Here is a 14,487-nt window from a genome sequence, read left to right on the forward strand (position 1 = left end):
ACGTCACGGCCGTCGAGAAGGCGGAGAAGGCGGAGAAGGCGGAGGAGGTGGAGAGAGCGGAGTCCTGGAAAGCGTGGAAAGCGGCCGGGGCCCGCCCGGTGGGGGCGGGCCCCGGCGAGGGGTCGGGCGCTCAGGCGCTCGGGACCGGGGGGACGGCGCGGCGTTCGCGCAGCGTCCGGAGCATCCGGCGGGTGGCCTTGGTCGCGACCGGGGGCAGGAGTTCGAGGGCGAGCCGGCGCGGCGTGGAGCGCTGGACCGGGGCCTTGACCTGGTAGTTGAGGCGCAGCACCTTGGTGTCGGCGATGGTGTCCTCGTCGACGGTGTACCCCTCGGCCCACCAGTCGCGCTCCTTCAGGACCGCCCGGACGGCCGCCGCGTCTCCCCAGGTGCCGTAGAACTTCATCGGGGTGAGCAGGACCGGCCGCAGTCCGCCGGTGAAGACCGCCTCCCAGACCGCGGCGGAGACGCCCGGAGTGTGCTCGGAGCGGTAGTCGTCCAGGGCGACCACGCCGTTCTCGGCGAGCGCGGCGCGGGCCACGGCGATGTCCCCGGCGACGTGTTCGTAGAGGTGGGAGGCGTCGACGTGGACGAAGCGGCAGCTGTGCGCCCGGACGCGGCCGTCGGCCAGCACCGAGGTCGGGGCCTGCACTATCTCGGGCAGTTCGCCGTGGAAGGCGAGGTAATTGGCCTCGAAGGCGCTGCGGGTGAGGGTCCTGCGGTAGGACATGTTCATCTCGGCGGCGTTCTCGGCGTCGCCCGCCTCGGAGTCGAACAGGTCGCAGACCGTCAGCCGCTCGCCCGGCCGCAGGTGGTCGCCGAGCAGGACGGCGCTGCGGCCGAGGTAGCTGCCGAGCTCCAGGACGTCGCCGGTGACGCCGGCCGCGCTCTGGGCGGACAGCAGGTGGCCGAAGGCGGCCCGGTCGAGGCTGAAGAACCAGCCGGGAATGTCGTCCCGCTTCAGCGGCGCGGAGTGGACTGCGGCCTCGACCGCGGTCTCGGAATCGGGCACGGCGGCCTCCAGGGGGACGGCGGGGCGCGGTGGCGGATCACGCCCGCGGAGGGGGGACGCCGAGGACGTGAGGCGGATCATCATAGCGACGCCGGGGCCGGGGGGAACCAGGTGCGGAACAGCCTGAATTCGGATTTTCGCTCTGCCGTTCGGCAGGGGCGTGCGCCTTCGGTTTTGCTCTGGATTCGCCTGGTCGGCCTAGCGTTCCGAGGACTGCTGCTCCGTCGGTGCGTCGGGGGCCTCCGACGACTCCGCCCCGGCCGCCCGATCCAGCTCCGCGACGGTCTCGGACAGCCAGGCCCGCTCGGCCGCCGTGGAGGCCCGGGCGACGAGCAGCATCCCGCGCCGGAAGGGGTTCGGCTCGCGCTCGGCGGTCACCGGCTGCCCCGTCCCGTCGTAGAAGAAGCTGCTCGGAGTGTCCAGGAAGGCCAGTCGGCGGCGGAGCACGGCGGCCTGCCGGGGCGGGTCGGCGAGATGGTGCAGGAACGTGGTGACGGTGAAGAAGCGGATCTGGTCGGTGATCTCGGCCTGCTCCGGGTCGGCCAGTCGGCGCAGCAGTTCGGCCCGCCCCCGCGCCGTCAGCTCCAGCGTCTGCCGCGGTGCGGCGCCGCTGCCCGGTTCGGTGCGGCGGTGCAGCAGTCCGGCCTTCTCCAGCCGGGCGATGGCGGGGTAGAGCGCGCCGTCGCTCACCGGTCGGACATGACCGGTCAGTCCGGTGATCCGGGACTTGAGCTCGTAGCCGTGAAGCGGCTGGTCGTACAGGAAGCCGAGGATCGCGAGCGTCAACACGGCTGGAGCCCTTCGGTCGGAGTGCGCCCTGTGGAGCCGTCATGTTACCTCTTGTCGATGTGCCTCGAAACGATGTATCTCTATTCGAGGCAGGTCGAGAGGGCCGCAGCCGATCGAGGGGAGCCGAGGCGGGCCAGGGCCGCGCCGGGGCGAGCCGGGGGCGGCCCGGTCACGCACGAGCAGCACAGGGGAAGGGAGAAGGGCATGCGCGGCCAGTTGCGCCGGCTCACGGCATTGGCGGTACCCGTCTACGCGGAGCTGCTGTCCGGGGTGATCGCCTCGGTGATCGGGGCCCTCTGGGTGGCCGGTCTCGGCGGGGCCGCGGTCGCCGCCGTCACCCTGGCCGGCACCGTCGAGAACCTGCTGCTCGGCCTGGTCCTGGTGGTCGCCTCCGGCACCAGCGTCAGGCTCTCCCACGCCCTCGGAGCGGGCGACCACGCCGAAGCCGCCCGGACCACTCGCGCGGCCTGGCGGCTCTGTGCCGCCGTCAGTGCGGCGCTCGCCGTCCCCGGCTTCCTGCTGCGCGACCGGCTGGCAGGCGCCTTCCTGGACGGCGAAGCCGCCGAACAGGCCGCCGGCTACCTCGCCGTCGCGTTCCCGGCCTTCGCGCTCTTCGTCGGCCAGCGCGTCGCCGACGAGCTGTTCAAGGGCGCGGGCGACACCCGCACCCCGATGCGGCTCGCCCTGCTCTCCAACGCGCTGCTGCTCCTCCTCGACCCCCTGCTGATCCTCGGCCCGGGGCCGCTGCCCGCCCTCGGCGTGCCGGGCGCCGCCCTGGCCCTGGTCCTCTCCCGGGCGATCGCCCTCGCCGTCACCCTGCGAGTGCGGCGAGGGCGGCGACTGAGGCAGCCGGTGGGACGCACGGAGCCGCAGCCGCAGGACCCCGGCGGCACCGGGGGAGCGGGCGCGGCGGCGGTACGGATCCTGCGCGCGGGCGCACCTTTCGGTCTGGACTTCACCGCCCGGATGGCCGTCGGAACCGCCCAACTCGGCCTGGTCGCGGGCTTCGGCGTCGCCGCGGTGGCCGGCTACGGCCTCGGCTACCGCGTCCTGCTCGTCGTCACCATGGCCTTCTACGCGCTGCGCCAGGCCGCCGCGATCGAGGCGGCACGGCTGACCGGCGCGGGAGAGGGCGCCGCGCTGCACACCCTGCGCCGCGCCACCGGACGCCTCGCCGCGCTGCTCGGTGGGGTGGCGGCGGTGCTTGCCGTCACCCTCGCCGTGCCGCTGACCGCGCTCTTCACCGAGGACCGGGCGGTGGCCGCGCAGTCCGTCGGCTTCCTGCGCTCGGCGGCCCTCTACCTGCTGCCGTACGCACTGGTGGTGGCGGTCGGCGGAGTGCACCAGGCGGCGGGCGCCGGGCGCCCGCTGGTGGTCTCCGTCCTGCTCGGTCTCGGGGCCCAACTCACCGCCTCGGCGGCCCTGTCCGGGCCGCTGGGGGTGTCGGGGGTGTGGCTCGGGCCGGCGGTGGGCGCGGCCGTGCAGCTCGCGCTGCTCGCCGCACTGACACGGTCACGGAGTCCGCGCGGGGCCGCAGCGGGCCTGTGCCAGAGTGGGGGCCATGGCCCTCACCCCGGACGGGCGGCCGATCCCGCCCCCGCACGCCGATGAACGCGCAATGCTGGAGAGCTGGTTGGACTTCCAGCGGGCCACGCTCGTCCGCAAGGTCGACGGGCTCGACGACCGGCAGGTGCGGCTGGCGTCCGTCCCGCCGTCCACGATGACCCTGCTGGGGCTGGTTCAGCATGTCACCGAGGTCGAACGCAACTGGTATCAACGGGTGTTCGCCGGGCAGGACGCCCCGCCGGTGTACGGCGTGGACAACGCCGACGGCTACGGGCTGGACCCGGTGCGCGGGATGGCCGAGGCGCTGGTGGACTGGAGGAGGGAGATCGACCGGGGCCGGGAACTGACCGCGGACCAGCCGCTGGACGCGGCCGGCCCGCTCTCCCCGCAGGCCGCCGCGGTGATCGGCGCGGACAGCGTCTCGCTGCGCTGGATCCTGGTGCACCTGATCGAGGAGTACGCCCGCCACAACGGCCACGCCGACCTGCTCCGGGAGTGCGTCGACGGCGTCACCGGGGTCTGAACCGAACCTGGGCCCGAACCGAACCTGGGCCCGAACCGGACCCGGGCCTGAACCGAACCGGAGGGTGGACCGGTCCGGAGTGTGACGGCAAGGGCGTTGCTCACCGCCGGCCGGTGGCCTCCGGCCGCGCGCCCGACGCCGGACCGGCGGCCGGATCGGCGGCCCCACCGGCCGTCGGTCCAGCCGCCCGTCCGGGCAGCCGCGCGGCGAGCAGCGTCCCCGCGCCGGCCACCGCCGCCATGGTCAGCGCGGACGGCGCGAGCGCCGCGCCGGGGTCCGTGCGGCCGGCGGCGGTGGTGGCCAGGGCGATGCCCAGGGCCGGGCCGGTGTTCAGGACGGTCTGCTGCAGGCCGCCCGCGACCCCGGCCCGGGCGGCGGGCACACCCCGGACCACCATCGTGGTGGCGGTGGCCATCACCGCACCGAAGCCGGTGCCGAGCAGCGCGAAGCAGCCGCCGATCGCGAGCGTCCCGGAACCGGTGCCGAGCCCCGCGGTGAGCAGCGCCCCCGCGGTGATCATTGCCATCCCCGGCAGCACCACCGCCCGTTCGCCGTGACGCTTCGCCAGCCGGGCGGAGCCGGGCGCCGCGAGGATCATCGCCACGGCGAGCGGCATCGCCCGCAGGGCGCTCTGCAGGGGGTCGAGCCCGAGCACGTCCTGGAGGTAGTAGGCGGCCGGGAAGAGTGCGCCCTGGAGGGCGGCGGAGGCGGCGAGCAGGACGACGAGCGGCGGCGCGACGGCCGTGGAGCGGAGCAGCGCGGGCGGCAGCAGGGGGTCGGGGGTCCGGCGTTCGTGCCGGACCAGGAGGAGGGCGAGGACTCCGGCCGCGGCGAGGCAGAGCAGCGGGACGGCCGGCCGGCCGATGTCCGGCAGCGTCACCAGGCTCTCCACCAGGAAGGCCAGCGCGAGTGCGAGCAGGGCCGCGCCGGGCAGGTCGAGCCCGCTGCCGTGCTCGCTGCCGGGCCCGCTGCCGTGCCTGCTGCCGCGCCCGGCGGCCGGGGACCGGGTGCTGGGCGATCCGGCCCCGGCGGGCACCGCGAGCGCCGCCAGGAGGGCGGCCGCGGCGGGCAGCAGGCCCAGCAGGAAGACCGACCGCCAGCCGAGGTGCGCGGTCAGCGCCCCGCCGACCAGTGGCCCCGCCGCCGCCGCGAGCCCGATGGCGGCGGTGCGGATGGCGATCGGACCGGCCAGGCGGTCGGCGGGCCAGGCGGTCCGGAGCATGCCCAGGGTGGCCGGTTGCAGCAGCGCGCCGGCCGCGCCCTGCAGGACGCGCAGGGCGACGACCCAGCCGATGCCGGGCGCCACGGCGATCCCGAGCGAGGCGGCGGCGAAGCCGGTCACGCCGAGCGCGAAGACCCGCCGGTGCCCGTACCGGTCGCCGAGGCGGCCGGCGAAGACCAGCAGGGCGGCGACGGTGACCAGGTAGCCGGTGCCGGCCCACTGGACGGCGGCGACGGAGGTGTGCAGGTCGTGCTGGAGGGCCGGTCGGGCGACGGTCAGCGCGGTGCCGTCGACGGCGACCAGGACGGCGCCGGTGATGCTCGCGGCCAGGACGAGCCCCCGGCGGTGCCGCGGGTTCACCGCGCGGCCGGGCCGAGGTGGGCGTCCAGCGTCGCGCGCAGCAGCGGCTCGATGGAATCGTCGCCGGTGATGAGCCGCAGGCTGCCCCAGGTGCGCAGCTGGGCGAGGCCGTGCAGGTTGGACCAGAGGGCGGCGGTGGCGGCGGCCGGATCGTCGGAGCGCGGGTGCACCTCGGAGACCAGGCCGACGAAGGTCAGGAAGAGCGGCAGGGTGGTGCGGCGCAGTTCGGCACCGCTGCCCTCCAGCAGGTCGTGACGGAACATCAGCTCGAACATGCCGGGGTTGGCGGCCGCGAAGCCGAGGTAGGCGCGGGCGAGCGCGTCGAGGCGGGTGCGGGCGTCGGCGCCGGTGGTGGCGGTGAGGGCGTCGGCTCCCGCGAGGGTGTCGGTGAGCCTGCCGAAGCCCTGCTGGGCGATGGCGGCGAGCAGCTCGCGGTGGGTGGGGAAGTAGCGGCGGGGCGCGCCGTGCGAGACCCCGGCGCGGCGGGCGATCTCGCGCAGGCCGAGCGCCTGGACGCCGCCCTCGGCCACCAACTCGACGCCGGCGGCCACCAGTCGGGCCCGTAGGTCCTGTTCCTGTTCGGTCATGAAGACACTGTCTACCAGGTGGTCGTAGACAGTGTCTACTCGCGTTCGCGGGAGCGCCCCGGGCAGAATCGACCCCATGGACGAAGGCGGCGAGCCGGCCTGCTGGCTGGACCGGGTGTGCCCGGAGTGCGGACGGCTGCGCGGGCGGCCCGGGCCGGGGCCCTGCGAGAACTGCGGCGCCGACGGTGAAGCCGACGGGGAGAGCCGGGGCGGCCCGCCGGACGCGGCGGAGCCCCCGGAGGCCTGACCCGGGCGCCGCACGGACCGGGGTGGCGAGCCGGCCGGACGGCCCCGGGTGGGGCGGCCCGCGGGAGGCAGCAGCCGCTACTGCTGCGGCGGCTGGTCGCGGAACTGGTTCTTGAGCTGCTCCTGGGCGGCGTCCACCTGACCGCTGTACTTGCCCTCGGTGCGCTGGTCGACGGTGTCGCCCGCCTTGTCGACGGCTTTGTCGCCCTGCTCCTCGTGGCCCTTCAGCAGGTTCTTGAGCTTATCCATCATGGACATCTGGTCACACTCCTGGATGAGACGCCCCCACCCCTCCAATATCACCGTGCACGCCACGACCCGCATCTCGCAAGGTCTGCGTAAAGGCTTGGCAACGGGATTCCGGTCATGTCAAATCATGACCCTCATGACCTTCACGGCCCGTCGGATGGAGCTCCCTTGATGCTGCGCACCCGTCGCCCCACCTCCCCGCTCGACCGCTCCGACCCGGAGGACCCCGCCACCTCCGCAGGGCGCCCGCGAACCGCGGTCACCCGGCGTGGCGCGGGCGCCGCCCTGACCGTCGCCGCGCTGGTCGCCCCGCTGCTGCTGGCCGGCGCCGGCAGCGCCTCGGCCGACCCGGACCCGGCGCGCAAGGGCGCCAAGCTGGCCTCCCGGCTGGTCGAGGCGAGCAGTGCCCGGGACGCGCGGGCCACGCTGGCCGCGCTCCAGTTGATCGCGGACCGCAACGGCGGTACCCGGGTGGCCGGTTCGAAGGGGCACGACCAGTCCGCGCAGTACGTCTACGAGCAGGCGCGCCGGGCCGGGCTCAAGGTGTCCAAGCAGGAGTTCGTGTACACCTTCTTCGAGGCCCGCTCCGAGCGCCTCGACGTGGTCTCCCCGAAGGCCGAATCGGTGCCGGTGATCGCCATGACGTACTCGGTGGGCGGCCCGGAGGCGGGCCTGACCGCGGACCTGGCGGTCGCCCCGGTCGGCGCCACCACCGGCTGCACGCCCGCCGACTACCCGTCGGGCGCCTTCACCGGCAAGATCGCCCTGATCCGGCGCGGCGGATGCTCCTTCGCCGAGAAGCAGGCCGCCGCGGCCGCCGTCGGCGCGACCGGGGCGATCATCTACAACAACACCGAGGGCACCCTGAACGGGACGCTCAGCGAGCCGACGGCGGGGCGGATCCCGACCGGCGGGATCACCCAGGCCGCGGGCCAGGCCCTGGCCGCCCAGGCCGCCGCCGGGCCCGTCCGGGTGACCCTGGACATCCGGACCTTCATGGAGCAGCGCAGGACCTGGAACGTCATCGCCGAGACCCGCGGCGGCGACCCGGACCACACCGTGATGGTCGGCGCGCACCTCGACTCCGTCCCCGAGGGGCCGGGCATCAACGACAACGGCTCCGGCACGGCCGGCGTCCTGGAGGTCGCGAAGAACCTCAGCGTCCACCCGGTGAAGAACAAGGTCAGGTTCGCCTGGTGGTCGGCCGAGGAGTTCGGCCTCAAGGGCGCCGAGGCGTACGTGAACTCCCTCTCCGACGCGGAGAAGAAGAAGATCGGCCTCTACCTCAACTTCGACATGATCGCGTCCCCCAACTACGCGCAGTTCGTCTACAACGGCTCGGGCAGCGCCGGCGGCGACGCGGGCCCCGAGGGCTCGGCGCAGCTGGAACGGGACATCAACGGCTACCTGGACGGCCGGGGTCTGCCGCACGACCCGACCCTCTTCGACGGCCGCTCCGACTACGGTCCGTTCATCGACGCGGGCATCCCGGCCGGCGGCACCGACACCGGCGCCGAGAAGGTCAAGTCCCCGGAGCAGGCGGCCCGTTACGGCGGCACCGCCGGCGCCGCGTACGACGGGTGCTACCACAAGGCCTGCGACAACCTGGGCAACATCGACATGGGCGTCTTCGACGTCAACATCGACGTGATCGCGAACGCCGTCGGCACCTACGCCTGGGACCTCTCCTCGCTCCACCGGCCCGTCCCGGCCCAGCGCCCGGCCGCCAAGGCGGCGCCCGGCGCCGCGGCGACCGGTATCAGCGGCACGAGCGACGCCCACTCCGGCGGGGTGGCGGCCTGACGCCCGGGTGGGCCCGCGGCCGCTCCCGGCCGGCGGGCCCACCCGACCGCCGTACCCGACCGCTCCGTCCGAGACTGCTCCATCCGGGACCTCCCCGCCTCATCGCCCCTGGTGGCCGTGGGTGCGGTCACCGTAGCGCAGGACACTGACAATCCGGCCACGGACCGGTACGGTGCCGCGCGGAGCGCATCCGCCGAGACCCGGTGGGTGCGCCGGGTCCGGTCCTGACACCATGGGACCGAGATCACGACACGGTGACATCCTCGGAGGAGTCAGCAACATGAGCACGCACTACGACGTCGTCGTCCTCGGCGCGGGCCCCGGCGGCTACACCGCCGCCGTCCGCTCGGCCCAGCTGGGCCTGAAGGTCGCGGTCATCGAGGCCAAGTACTGGGGCGGCGTCTGCCTCAACGTCGGCTGCATCCCCTCCAAGGCCCTGCTGCGCAACGCCGAGCTCGCCCACATCTTCACCAAGGAGGCCAAGACCTTCGGCATCAAGGTCGAGGGCCAGGTGACCTTCGACTTCGGCGAGGCCTTCCGGCGCAGCCGCACGGTCGCCGACGGCCGGGTCAAGGGCGTCCACTACCTGATGAAGAAGAACGGCATCACCGAGTACGACGGCTGGGGCACCTTCGTCGACGAGCACACCCTCCAGGTCGCGCTGAGCGGCGGCGGCTTCGAGGTCGTCACCTTCGACAACTGCGTCATCGCCGCCGGTGCCACCACCCGCCTGCTGCCCGGCACCAGCCTGAGCGACCGCGTGGTCACCTACGAGGAGCAGATCCTCACCGAGCAGCTGCCGGAGAGCATCATCATCGCGGGCGCCGGCGCGATCGGCGTCGAGTTCGCCTACGTGCTCCACAACTACGGCGTGAAGGTCACCATCGTCGAGTTCCTGGACCGCGTGGTGCCGCTGGAGGACGTCGAGGTCTCCACCGAACTCGCCAAGCAGTACCGCAAGCTGGGCATCGAGGTGCTGACCTCCACCCGGGTCGAGTCGATCGACGACAGCGACCCGAACGCCAAGGTCCGGGTCACCGTCACCAAGGACGGGCAGCAGCAGGTGCTGGAGGCCGACAAGGTGCTCCAGGCGATCGGCTTCGCGCCGCGGGTCAACGGCTACGGCCTGGAGAACACCGGGGTCAAGCTCACCGACCGCAACGCCATCGCGGTGGACGGCCGCGGCCGCACCAGCGTCGAGCACATCTTCGCGATCGGCGACGTGACCGCCAAGCTGATGCTCGCGCACGCCGCCGAGACGATGGCCGTGATCGCCGCCGAGACCATCGGCGGGGCGGAGACCATGGAGGTGGACTTCGTCATGATCCCGCGCGCCACCTACTGCCAGCCGCAGATCGCCTCCTTCGGGTACACCGAGGCCCAGGCGCGCGAGCTGGGTTACGACGTCAAGGTCGCCAAGTTCCCGTTCACCGCCAACGGCAAGGCGCACGGCCTCGGCCACCCGATCGGCTTCGTCAAGGTCATCAGCGACAACACGCACGGCGAGCTGCTCGGTGCCCACCTGATCGGCCCCGAGGTCACCGAGCTGCTGCCGGAGCTGACGCTGGCCCAGCAGTGGGACCTGACCGTCCACGAGGTCGCCCGCAACGTGCACGCCCACCCGACCCTGGGCGAGGCCGTCAAGGAGGCCATCCACGGCCTGGCCGGGCACATGATCAACATGTGACGACCGACCCTCGGCACGCGCCGCGCCCCCGTCGAGCGACTGCCCGGCGGGGGCGCGGCGCGGTTCGGGGCCGATCGGCAGGAGCGGCCCCCGGGCTCCGGTCAGGGCCCCTCAGACGTGCCCGGCGATCAGGCCGAGCCGACCGTCGAAGCGACGGTAGAGCACCCGGCCCCGACCGGTGACCGGGTGCGCGAAGAACAGGAACGGCAGCTCCGCGCCCGCCAGCCGGTCGACGGCCTGCGCCTGCGTCAGCCGGGGCGCGCCGTACGGACTGAGGGTGATCGGCGAGGTCCGGCGGCCCGCCGGTCCGGCCGGGACGGTACGGGCGAGGCGGTAGCCGGTCGGTCCGACCCGGTAGACCACGGCGTCGGTCTCGGTCGCCGGATCGGTGAACAGGTGGATGTCGTAGTCCATCGCGTCCATGGTCCGGGCAGCGGCCTCCGGCGAGCACCAGACCAGCGAGGGCTCCTTGTGCCGGACCACCCGGAGCTCGCGGAGCTCGCCGCCGGCCGGCCCGGTGGGGGCCGCGGCGCGGTGGCCCGGCCACGGGCGCGGCGCCCAGGCCCCGGTGACGGCCCTGATCCTGCCGCGCAGCGCGTCGCTCACCCGGTCGAGCGAGTCGCCGAGCCCGGCCGCGGCCTCCTGGACGCGGATCCGCCGGCCGTCCACCTCGGCGTTCACCTGCGCCAGCACGCCTCCGGCCACGGCCGCGAGCCGTACCCGCAGGGCCTCCACCAGCGTCCCCACTCCCGGAGCCGCCGCCGCGGCGCCCACCCGGGCCCGCGCCTCGGCCAGGACCTCGCAGGTCAGCCCCTCGAACGCCCTCACCGTGACCAACTCGCCCATCCCAGGCCCTTCCACTCCCAGCCGGCGCAATACCGGCGACCAGGATTCCCGCCCCCGTTCCGCGCGGCCAGGGCCCAACGGCCCCACCGGGAGGGCCGGGCGGACCAGCCGCGGTCCCGGGGCGGGCCGTCGGGGGCGGGGAGTGGCGGGGCCAGGCGGGGAGTGGGGGCGGCCCCGTTGCGGAGCACCGGGCACTCACCCGCCGCGCCGACGCCGCGCCCTGATCCGACGCGAATGGTCGGACACGTCCTAGCCGCCGGGTGCGCCGCGGGAGCGCAGCTCGCCGAGCACCGCCCAGGCGACCGACACCACCGGCACGGCCACCACCGCGCCCAGGATTCCCGCCAGCACGGTGCCGCCGGCCACCGACACGGCGATGGCCACCGGGTGGATGCGGACGGACCAGCCGAGCACCAGCGGATGCAGCAGGTGGCCCTCGATCTGGCCGATGACCACGATCAGGGCGAGCACCAGCAGGGCGATCACCGGCCCGCGGGCGGCGAGCGCGACCACGGAGGCGATCGCCAGGGCGATCGGGGAGCCGATCAGCGGGACGAGCGTCGCCACGAACTCCAGCAGCATCAGCGGCATGACCAGCGGCACCCGCAGGACCGCCAGCGCGATGCCCACCAGCACGGCGTTGGAGGCCGCCACGATCAGCACGCCCCGGGTGTAGCCCGCGAAGGTGCGCCAGGCGGTACGACCGGCACGGTCCCAGGCCGACCGGCTCCGGGCCGGCATCTGCCGCTGAGCCCAGGACCACATCCGGTCGCCGGAGTGCAGGAAGAACACCGAGCAGAAGACCGCGAGCGCCAGCCCCGTGACCAGCTCGACGATCCGGCCGGCGCCGCTGAGCGCGGTGCTGACCAGGGCGGAGCGGTGGGCCGAGACGAACGCGCCGATCTTGGCCCGCAGGTCGGTGACGGTGCCGGGGCGCAGGTGGAAGGGGGCGCCGGTGAGCCAGCGGTCGATCCGGGAGAGCCCGCCGCGCAGCTCGTTGCCCAGCCGGGTCCACTCGTCGGCGACGGTCGTGCCGACCAGCGCCAGCACCCCGCCGACGAGCACGAGGGTGCAGAGGAAGGCGATCACGACGGCGAGCGAGCGCGGCGTGCCCCGGGCCAGCAGGTCGACCAGCGGGCGCAGCACGGAGGTGATGACCAGGGCCACGAACAGGGCGACGACCACCAGCTGGAGCCTGGCGAGGACGTCGACGACCAGGTAGGCGAAGAGTCCGAGCAGCGCCAGCCGCCAGGTGTACCCGGCCGCCGTCCGCAGGCCGGAGGGGACGTGTTCCCCGGACGGGGACGGGCCCCGGGCCGGCGCCCCCGCGCGGGTCCGGCGGGCCGGCACCCGGGGACGGCGGCTGCCCAGCGGCCCGGGCCGCCGGTCCGGTTCGGCGCCGTTCACTCCCACGGGCGGTCTGCCGGGTGTAAACGCGCGGGGCCGGGGCAGGCGCGAAGCGGCACTGGTCTCCCTCGGGAGGACAGTGGTCCTCCGTGTACAAGCGGTCGGATGTGGGGAGAATCGATGACGCAGGGTGGGGGGAGAAGGAGGCAGACATGAGAAGCCTCACGCGCCGTTACGCGGTGACGCTCCCCGGCCCGATCGGCGGGCACGCCCCACTGTGCTCGGTCGTCGTGCACGAGACGCAGATCGTGGGGCCCGACGGCGGCCTGGTCTGGGAGAGTGCGGACGGCGACCTGCGGGTGGAGATCGCCAGCGGGGTGGCCACCGTCCTGGATTCTCCCGGAGCCGGCAGCCGGCACCCGTGCCTGATGGCGGTGCCGCTGCCCTGAGCACGCGGCCGGGACGCGTGCCGCAACGAAGGCGATGCGTGCCGCAACGAAGGCGATGGAGGAGCGGAGGCGACGCGGGCGGGCGTCGCGACGGACGGTCACCGCGTGGTGGCGGCCAAGGCCTCGCGCACGGTGACCAGGCAGGGGTCGCAGTACCGGTCCGGCCCGGCCGCACCGGCACCGTCCGCTGCCGGGACGACGCGCTGGGAGGGCTCCAGGAACCGCCCGCAGAGCGAGGACGACGCGTCGTCCTTCGCCACCACGTGCCACACCACGGCGGGCGGGGAGACCGCCGGGTCGTGCTCGGCCCACATCTCGTACACGGCGCTACCTCCGGATCGCTGGGGGCTCGGTGAGTCCATGCAAACCCGGGCTCTGCCGAACGGCCACCGGGCCAGACCCGGTGGGATGGTTGTGGGCCGGTGGTGGTCAGGCCCGGCGCGGGCACCGGCTCACTCCCGGCGGTCGGAGCCCCGACGCTCGGCGCCCGGGCGCCCCGGGGCACCGGTCCGGTCGCGGCCCTGGCCGGCGGCCAGGCGGCGCCGGATCACCAGCAGGTCGAGTCCGGCGAGGGCGGCGAACCCGGCGCACAGGGCGGCGAAGAAGGCGTAGGTCCCCCGGTTGGGCGCGGGGCCCGGGCCGGCCAGCGCGGCCAGCACGGCGAAGGCCACCGTCCCGCCGACGAACAGGACCAGGAAGACCCGGGACAGCAGCCGCCGCAGCTCCAGGTCCGAACGGGCGGTCACCGGCTCGGTGCCCCGGCGCACCGATTCCTCGGGCCGCAGCTGCGGCGTCGTCCGGCCGGGGCCCTGCGAGGTGTGCGGGAAGTCGTGGCGCTCGCCGCTCCGGCGACGGGCCCCGCCGCCGTGCTGCACGCTCGGTCTGCGTTGTACGGACATGACGACCCCCGAACGGAGTCGATCGGTGGTGTTCCGTCGGTGCGCCTACCCGCGCCCGGCGCCGGTACACGTCGGCGGGTGCCCACCCGCGCTGGTCGAGCCGCAGCCGGACCGCCGGCCGTCGGCCCGGCCGGAGGTCTCAGGGGGTGACTGCGTACTCGGTGAACCGGCCGCAGGCCTGGAATCCGAGACGGCGGTAGACCGGTTCCCCGTCCGATGACGCCTGCAGGACCGCGGTGCGGTAGCCCGCGTCGTGGGCCGTGCGCAGGGTGGCCAGGGTGATGGCTCCGCCGTACCCGCGGCGGCGGTCGGGGGCGAGGGTCGCGATGTTGTAGATCCCGGCGACACCCGCGAAGAGAAAGACCTCGGCCGAGCAGACCGGTCGTCCGTCCGCGTAGCCGATGAGGTAGCGCGCCGGGCAGTCGGGGGCCAGGGCCCGCTCGGTCGCATCGGCGTAGAAGCGGCGGACGGTGGCGGCCGGCGGGTCCCAGTTCGCGGCCAGGACCATCGCGTAGTCGGCGAGTCGTTCGGGAGTCGTCACGGGACGGATCTCCAGGCCGTCGGCGTGGGGCTCCGGCGGGGCGGTGCGCAGATCCATCCACATGCCGGTCTCGGTCTCGGAGGCCTTGAGGCCGACGTCGGTCAACAGCGCGGCGATGTCCGGGGGTGCGGTGGCGGGGCCGACCCACCAGGAGAAGGGCCGGCCGGTCGCGGTCAGTGTGCGGACCGTCTCCGTCACCCGGTCGCGAGCGGTGTCGTCGGTGAAACGCGCGGCCGCCACGATGTTGAAGGTGTCGTCGTCGAGCCCGCTGTCGGCGATCACGAGATCGGCCGTCTCGGTGACGGTCGAGTGCTTCGTGCGGCGGTGCAGGTGGCAGGCGTGTTCGGCCAGGTTCTGCTCCATC

General features: G+C 74.4%; 16 protein-coding genes. 6 read left to right on the forward strand and 10 right to left on the reverse strand.

Features of this window, described 5'->3' with window-relative positions:
* Positions 1 to 130 precede the first annotated feature (130 nt).
* Both ACGFSC_RS18540 and ACGFSC_RS18545 read right to left on the reverse strand, forming a co-directional pair.
* Positions 131 to 1,009, reverse strand: coding sequence for a class I SAM-dependent methyltransferase (locus tag ACGFSC_RS18540; protein WP_359903238.1), 879 nt, complete (start codon positions 1,007 to 1,009; stop codon positions 131 to 133).
* Between the two features lie 198 nt (positions 1,010 to 1,207).
* A complete protein-coding gene (locus ACGFSC_RS18545) occupies positions 1,208 to 1,798 on the reverse strand; it encodes a PadR family transcriptional regulator (protein WP_359903235.1) in 591 nt (196 codons plus the stop codon).
* 204 nt (positions 1,799 to 2,002) lie between these two features.
* Between ACGFSC_RS18545 and ACGFSC_RS18550 the strand changes: the two genes are divergently transcribed.
* Both ACGFSC_RS18550 and ACGFSC_RS18555 read left to right on the forward strand, forming a co-directional pair.
* Entirely contained in the window at positions 2,003 to 3,409 is a 1,407-nt protein-coding gene (locus tag ACGFSC_RS18550) for an MATE family efflux transporter (RefSeq protein ID WP_359903232.1), read from the forward strand.
* Positions 3,360 to 3,887 (forward strand): DinB family protein, encoded by a 528-nt coding sequence (locus ACGFSC_RS18555; RefSeq protein ID WP_359903229.1) that lies wholly within the window; start codon positions 3,360 to 3,362, stop codon positions 3,885 to 3,887. The genes ACGFSC_RS18550 and ACGFSC_RS18555 overlap by 50 nt, the downstream gene beginning before the upstream one ends.
* A 100-nt stretch (positions 3,888 to 3,987) precedes the next feature.
* Here ACGFSC_RS18555 and ACGFSC_RS18560 read toward each other — a convergent pair whose 3' ends face one another.
* Together ACGFSC_RS18560 and ACGFSC_RS18565 are read right to left on the reverse strand one after the other, a co-directional pair.
* Entirely contained in the window at positions 3,988 to 5,469 is a 1,482-nt protein-coding gene (locus ACGFSC_RS18560) for an MFS transporter (RefSeq protein ID WP_359903226.1), read from the reverse strand.
* A complete protein-coding gene (locus tag ACGFSC_RS18565) occupies positions 5,466 to 6,056 on the reverse strand; it encodes a TetR/AcrR family transcriptional regulator (protein ID WP_359903224.1) in 591 nt (196 codons plus the stop codon). Before ACGFSC_RS18565 ends, ACGFSC_RS18560 begins: the two co-directional genes overlap by 4 nt.
* 76 nt (positions 6,057 to 6,132) lie before the next feature.
* Here ACGFSC_RS18565 and ACGFSC_RS18570 point away from each other — a divergent pair, with 76 nt between their 5' ends.
* Positions 6,133 to 6,303 carry a hypothetical protein gene (locus ACGFSC_RS18570; RefSeq protein WP_359903222.1) on the forward strand — a complete coding sequence of 57 codons (171 nt, stop codon included), beginning with the start codon at positions 6,133 to 6,135 and terminating at the stop codon, positions 6,301 to 6,303.
* A 77-nt stretch (positions 6,304 to 6,380) separates the two neighbouring features.
* Here the strand turns inward: ACGFSC_RS18570 and ACGFSC_RS18575 are convergent, their stop codons facing one another.
* Positions 6,381 to 6,560, reverse strand: a complete 180-nt coding sequence (locus tag ACGFSC_RS18575; protein WP_359903219.1) for an antitoxin — start codon at positions 6,558 to 6,560, stop codon at positions 6,381 to 6,383.
* Positions 6,561 to 6,722: 162 nt separating this feature from the next.
* Between ACGFSC_RS18575 and ACGFSC_RS18580 the strand changes: the two genes are divergently transcribed.
* Both ACGFSC_RS18580 and lpdA read left to right on the forward strand, forming a co-directional pair.
* Positions 6,723 to 8,354: a M28 family peptidase gene (locus tag ACGFSC_RS18580; protein WP_359903216.1), complete on the forward strand. Its 1,632-nt coding sequence runs from the start codon at positions 6,723 to 6,725 to the stop codon at positions 8,352 to 8,354.
* A gap of 280 nt (positions 8,355 to 8,634) precedes the next feature.
* Positions 8,635 to 10,041 (forward strand): dihydrolipoyl dehydrogenase, encoded by a 1,407-nt coding sequence (lpdA, locus tag ACGFSC_RS18585; protein WP_359903214.1) that lies wholly within the window; start codon positions 8,635 to 8,637, stop codon positions 10,039 to 10,041.
* A 111-nt stretch (positions 10,042 to 10,152) separates the two neighbouring features.
* On the opposite strand, the gene ACGFSC_RS18590 is transcribed toward lpdA, so the two are convergent.
* Together ACGFSC_RS18590 and ACGFSC_RS18595 are read right to left on the reverse strand one after the other, a co-directional pair.
* Positions 10,153 to 10,887, reverse strand: a complete 735-nt coding sequence (locus tag ACGFSC_RS18590; RefSeq protein WP_359903212.1) for a sigma 54 modulation/S30EA ribosomal C-terminal domain-containing protein — start codon at positions 10,885 to 10,887, stop codon at positions 10,153 to 10,155.
* A 249-nt stretch (positions 10,888 to 11,136) separates the two neighbouring features.
* Complete coding sequence (locus tag ACGFSC_RS18595) at positions 11,137 to 12,300, reverse strand: AI-2E family transporter (RefSeq protein ID WP_359903209.1); 1,164 nt, start codon at positions 12,298 to 12,300, stop codon at positions 11,137 to 11,139.
* Between the two features lie 146 nt (positions 12,301 to 12,446).
* Between ACGFSC_RS18595 and ACGFSC_RS18600 the strand changes: the two genes are divergently transcribed.
* The gene (locus tag ACGFSC_RS18600; RefSeq protein WP_359903206.1) at positions 12,447 to 12,683 is read left to right on the forward strand and encodes a DUF6296 family protein; all 237 of its coding nucleotides are present in this window, start codon (positions 12,447 to 12,449) and stop codon (positions 12,681 to 12,683) included.
* Between the two features lie 98 nt (positions 12,684 to 12,781).
* Here ACGFSC_RS18600 and ACGFSC_RS18605 read toward each other — a convergent pair whose 3' ends face one another.
* From ACGFSC_RS18605 to ACGFSC_RS18615, 3 genes are all read right to left on the reverse strand, one after another.
* Complete coding sequence (locus ACGFSC_RS18605) at positions 12,782 to 13,006, reverse strand: hypothetical protein (protein ID WP_359903204.1); 225 nt, start codon at positions 13,004 to 13,006, stop codon at positions 12,782 to 12,784.
* A 129-nt stretch (positions 13,007 to 13,135) separates the two neighbouring features.
* Positions 13,136 to 13,582 (reverse strand): DUF6343 family protein, encoded by a 447-nt coding sequence (locus ACGFSC_RS18610; RefSeq protein ID WP_359903201.1) that lies wholly within the window; start codon positions 13,580 to 13,582, stop codon positions 13,136 to 13,138.
* Positions 13,583 to 13,721: 139 nt separating this feature from the next.
* A complete protein-coding gene (locus ACGFSC_RS18615; protein ID WP_359903290.1) occupies positions 13,722 to 14,486 on the reverse strand; it encodes a GNAT family N-acetyltransferase in 765 nt (254 codons plus the stop codon).
* Position 14,487 lies beyond the last annotated feature (1 nt).

The sequence above is a fragment of the Kitasatospora sp. NPDC048715 genome (assembly GCF_043198905.1).
Lineage (GTDB): Bacteria > Actinomycetota > Actinomycetes > Streptomycetales > Streptomycetaceae > Kitasatospora > Kitasatospora lactacystinica.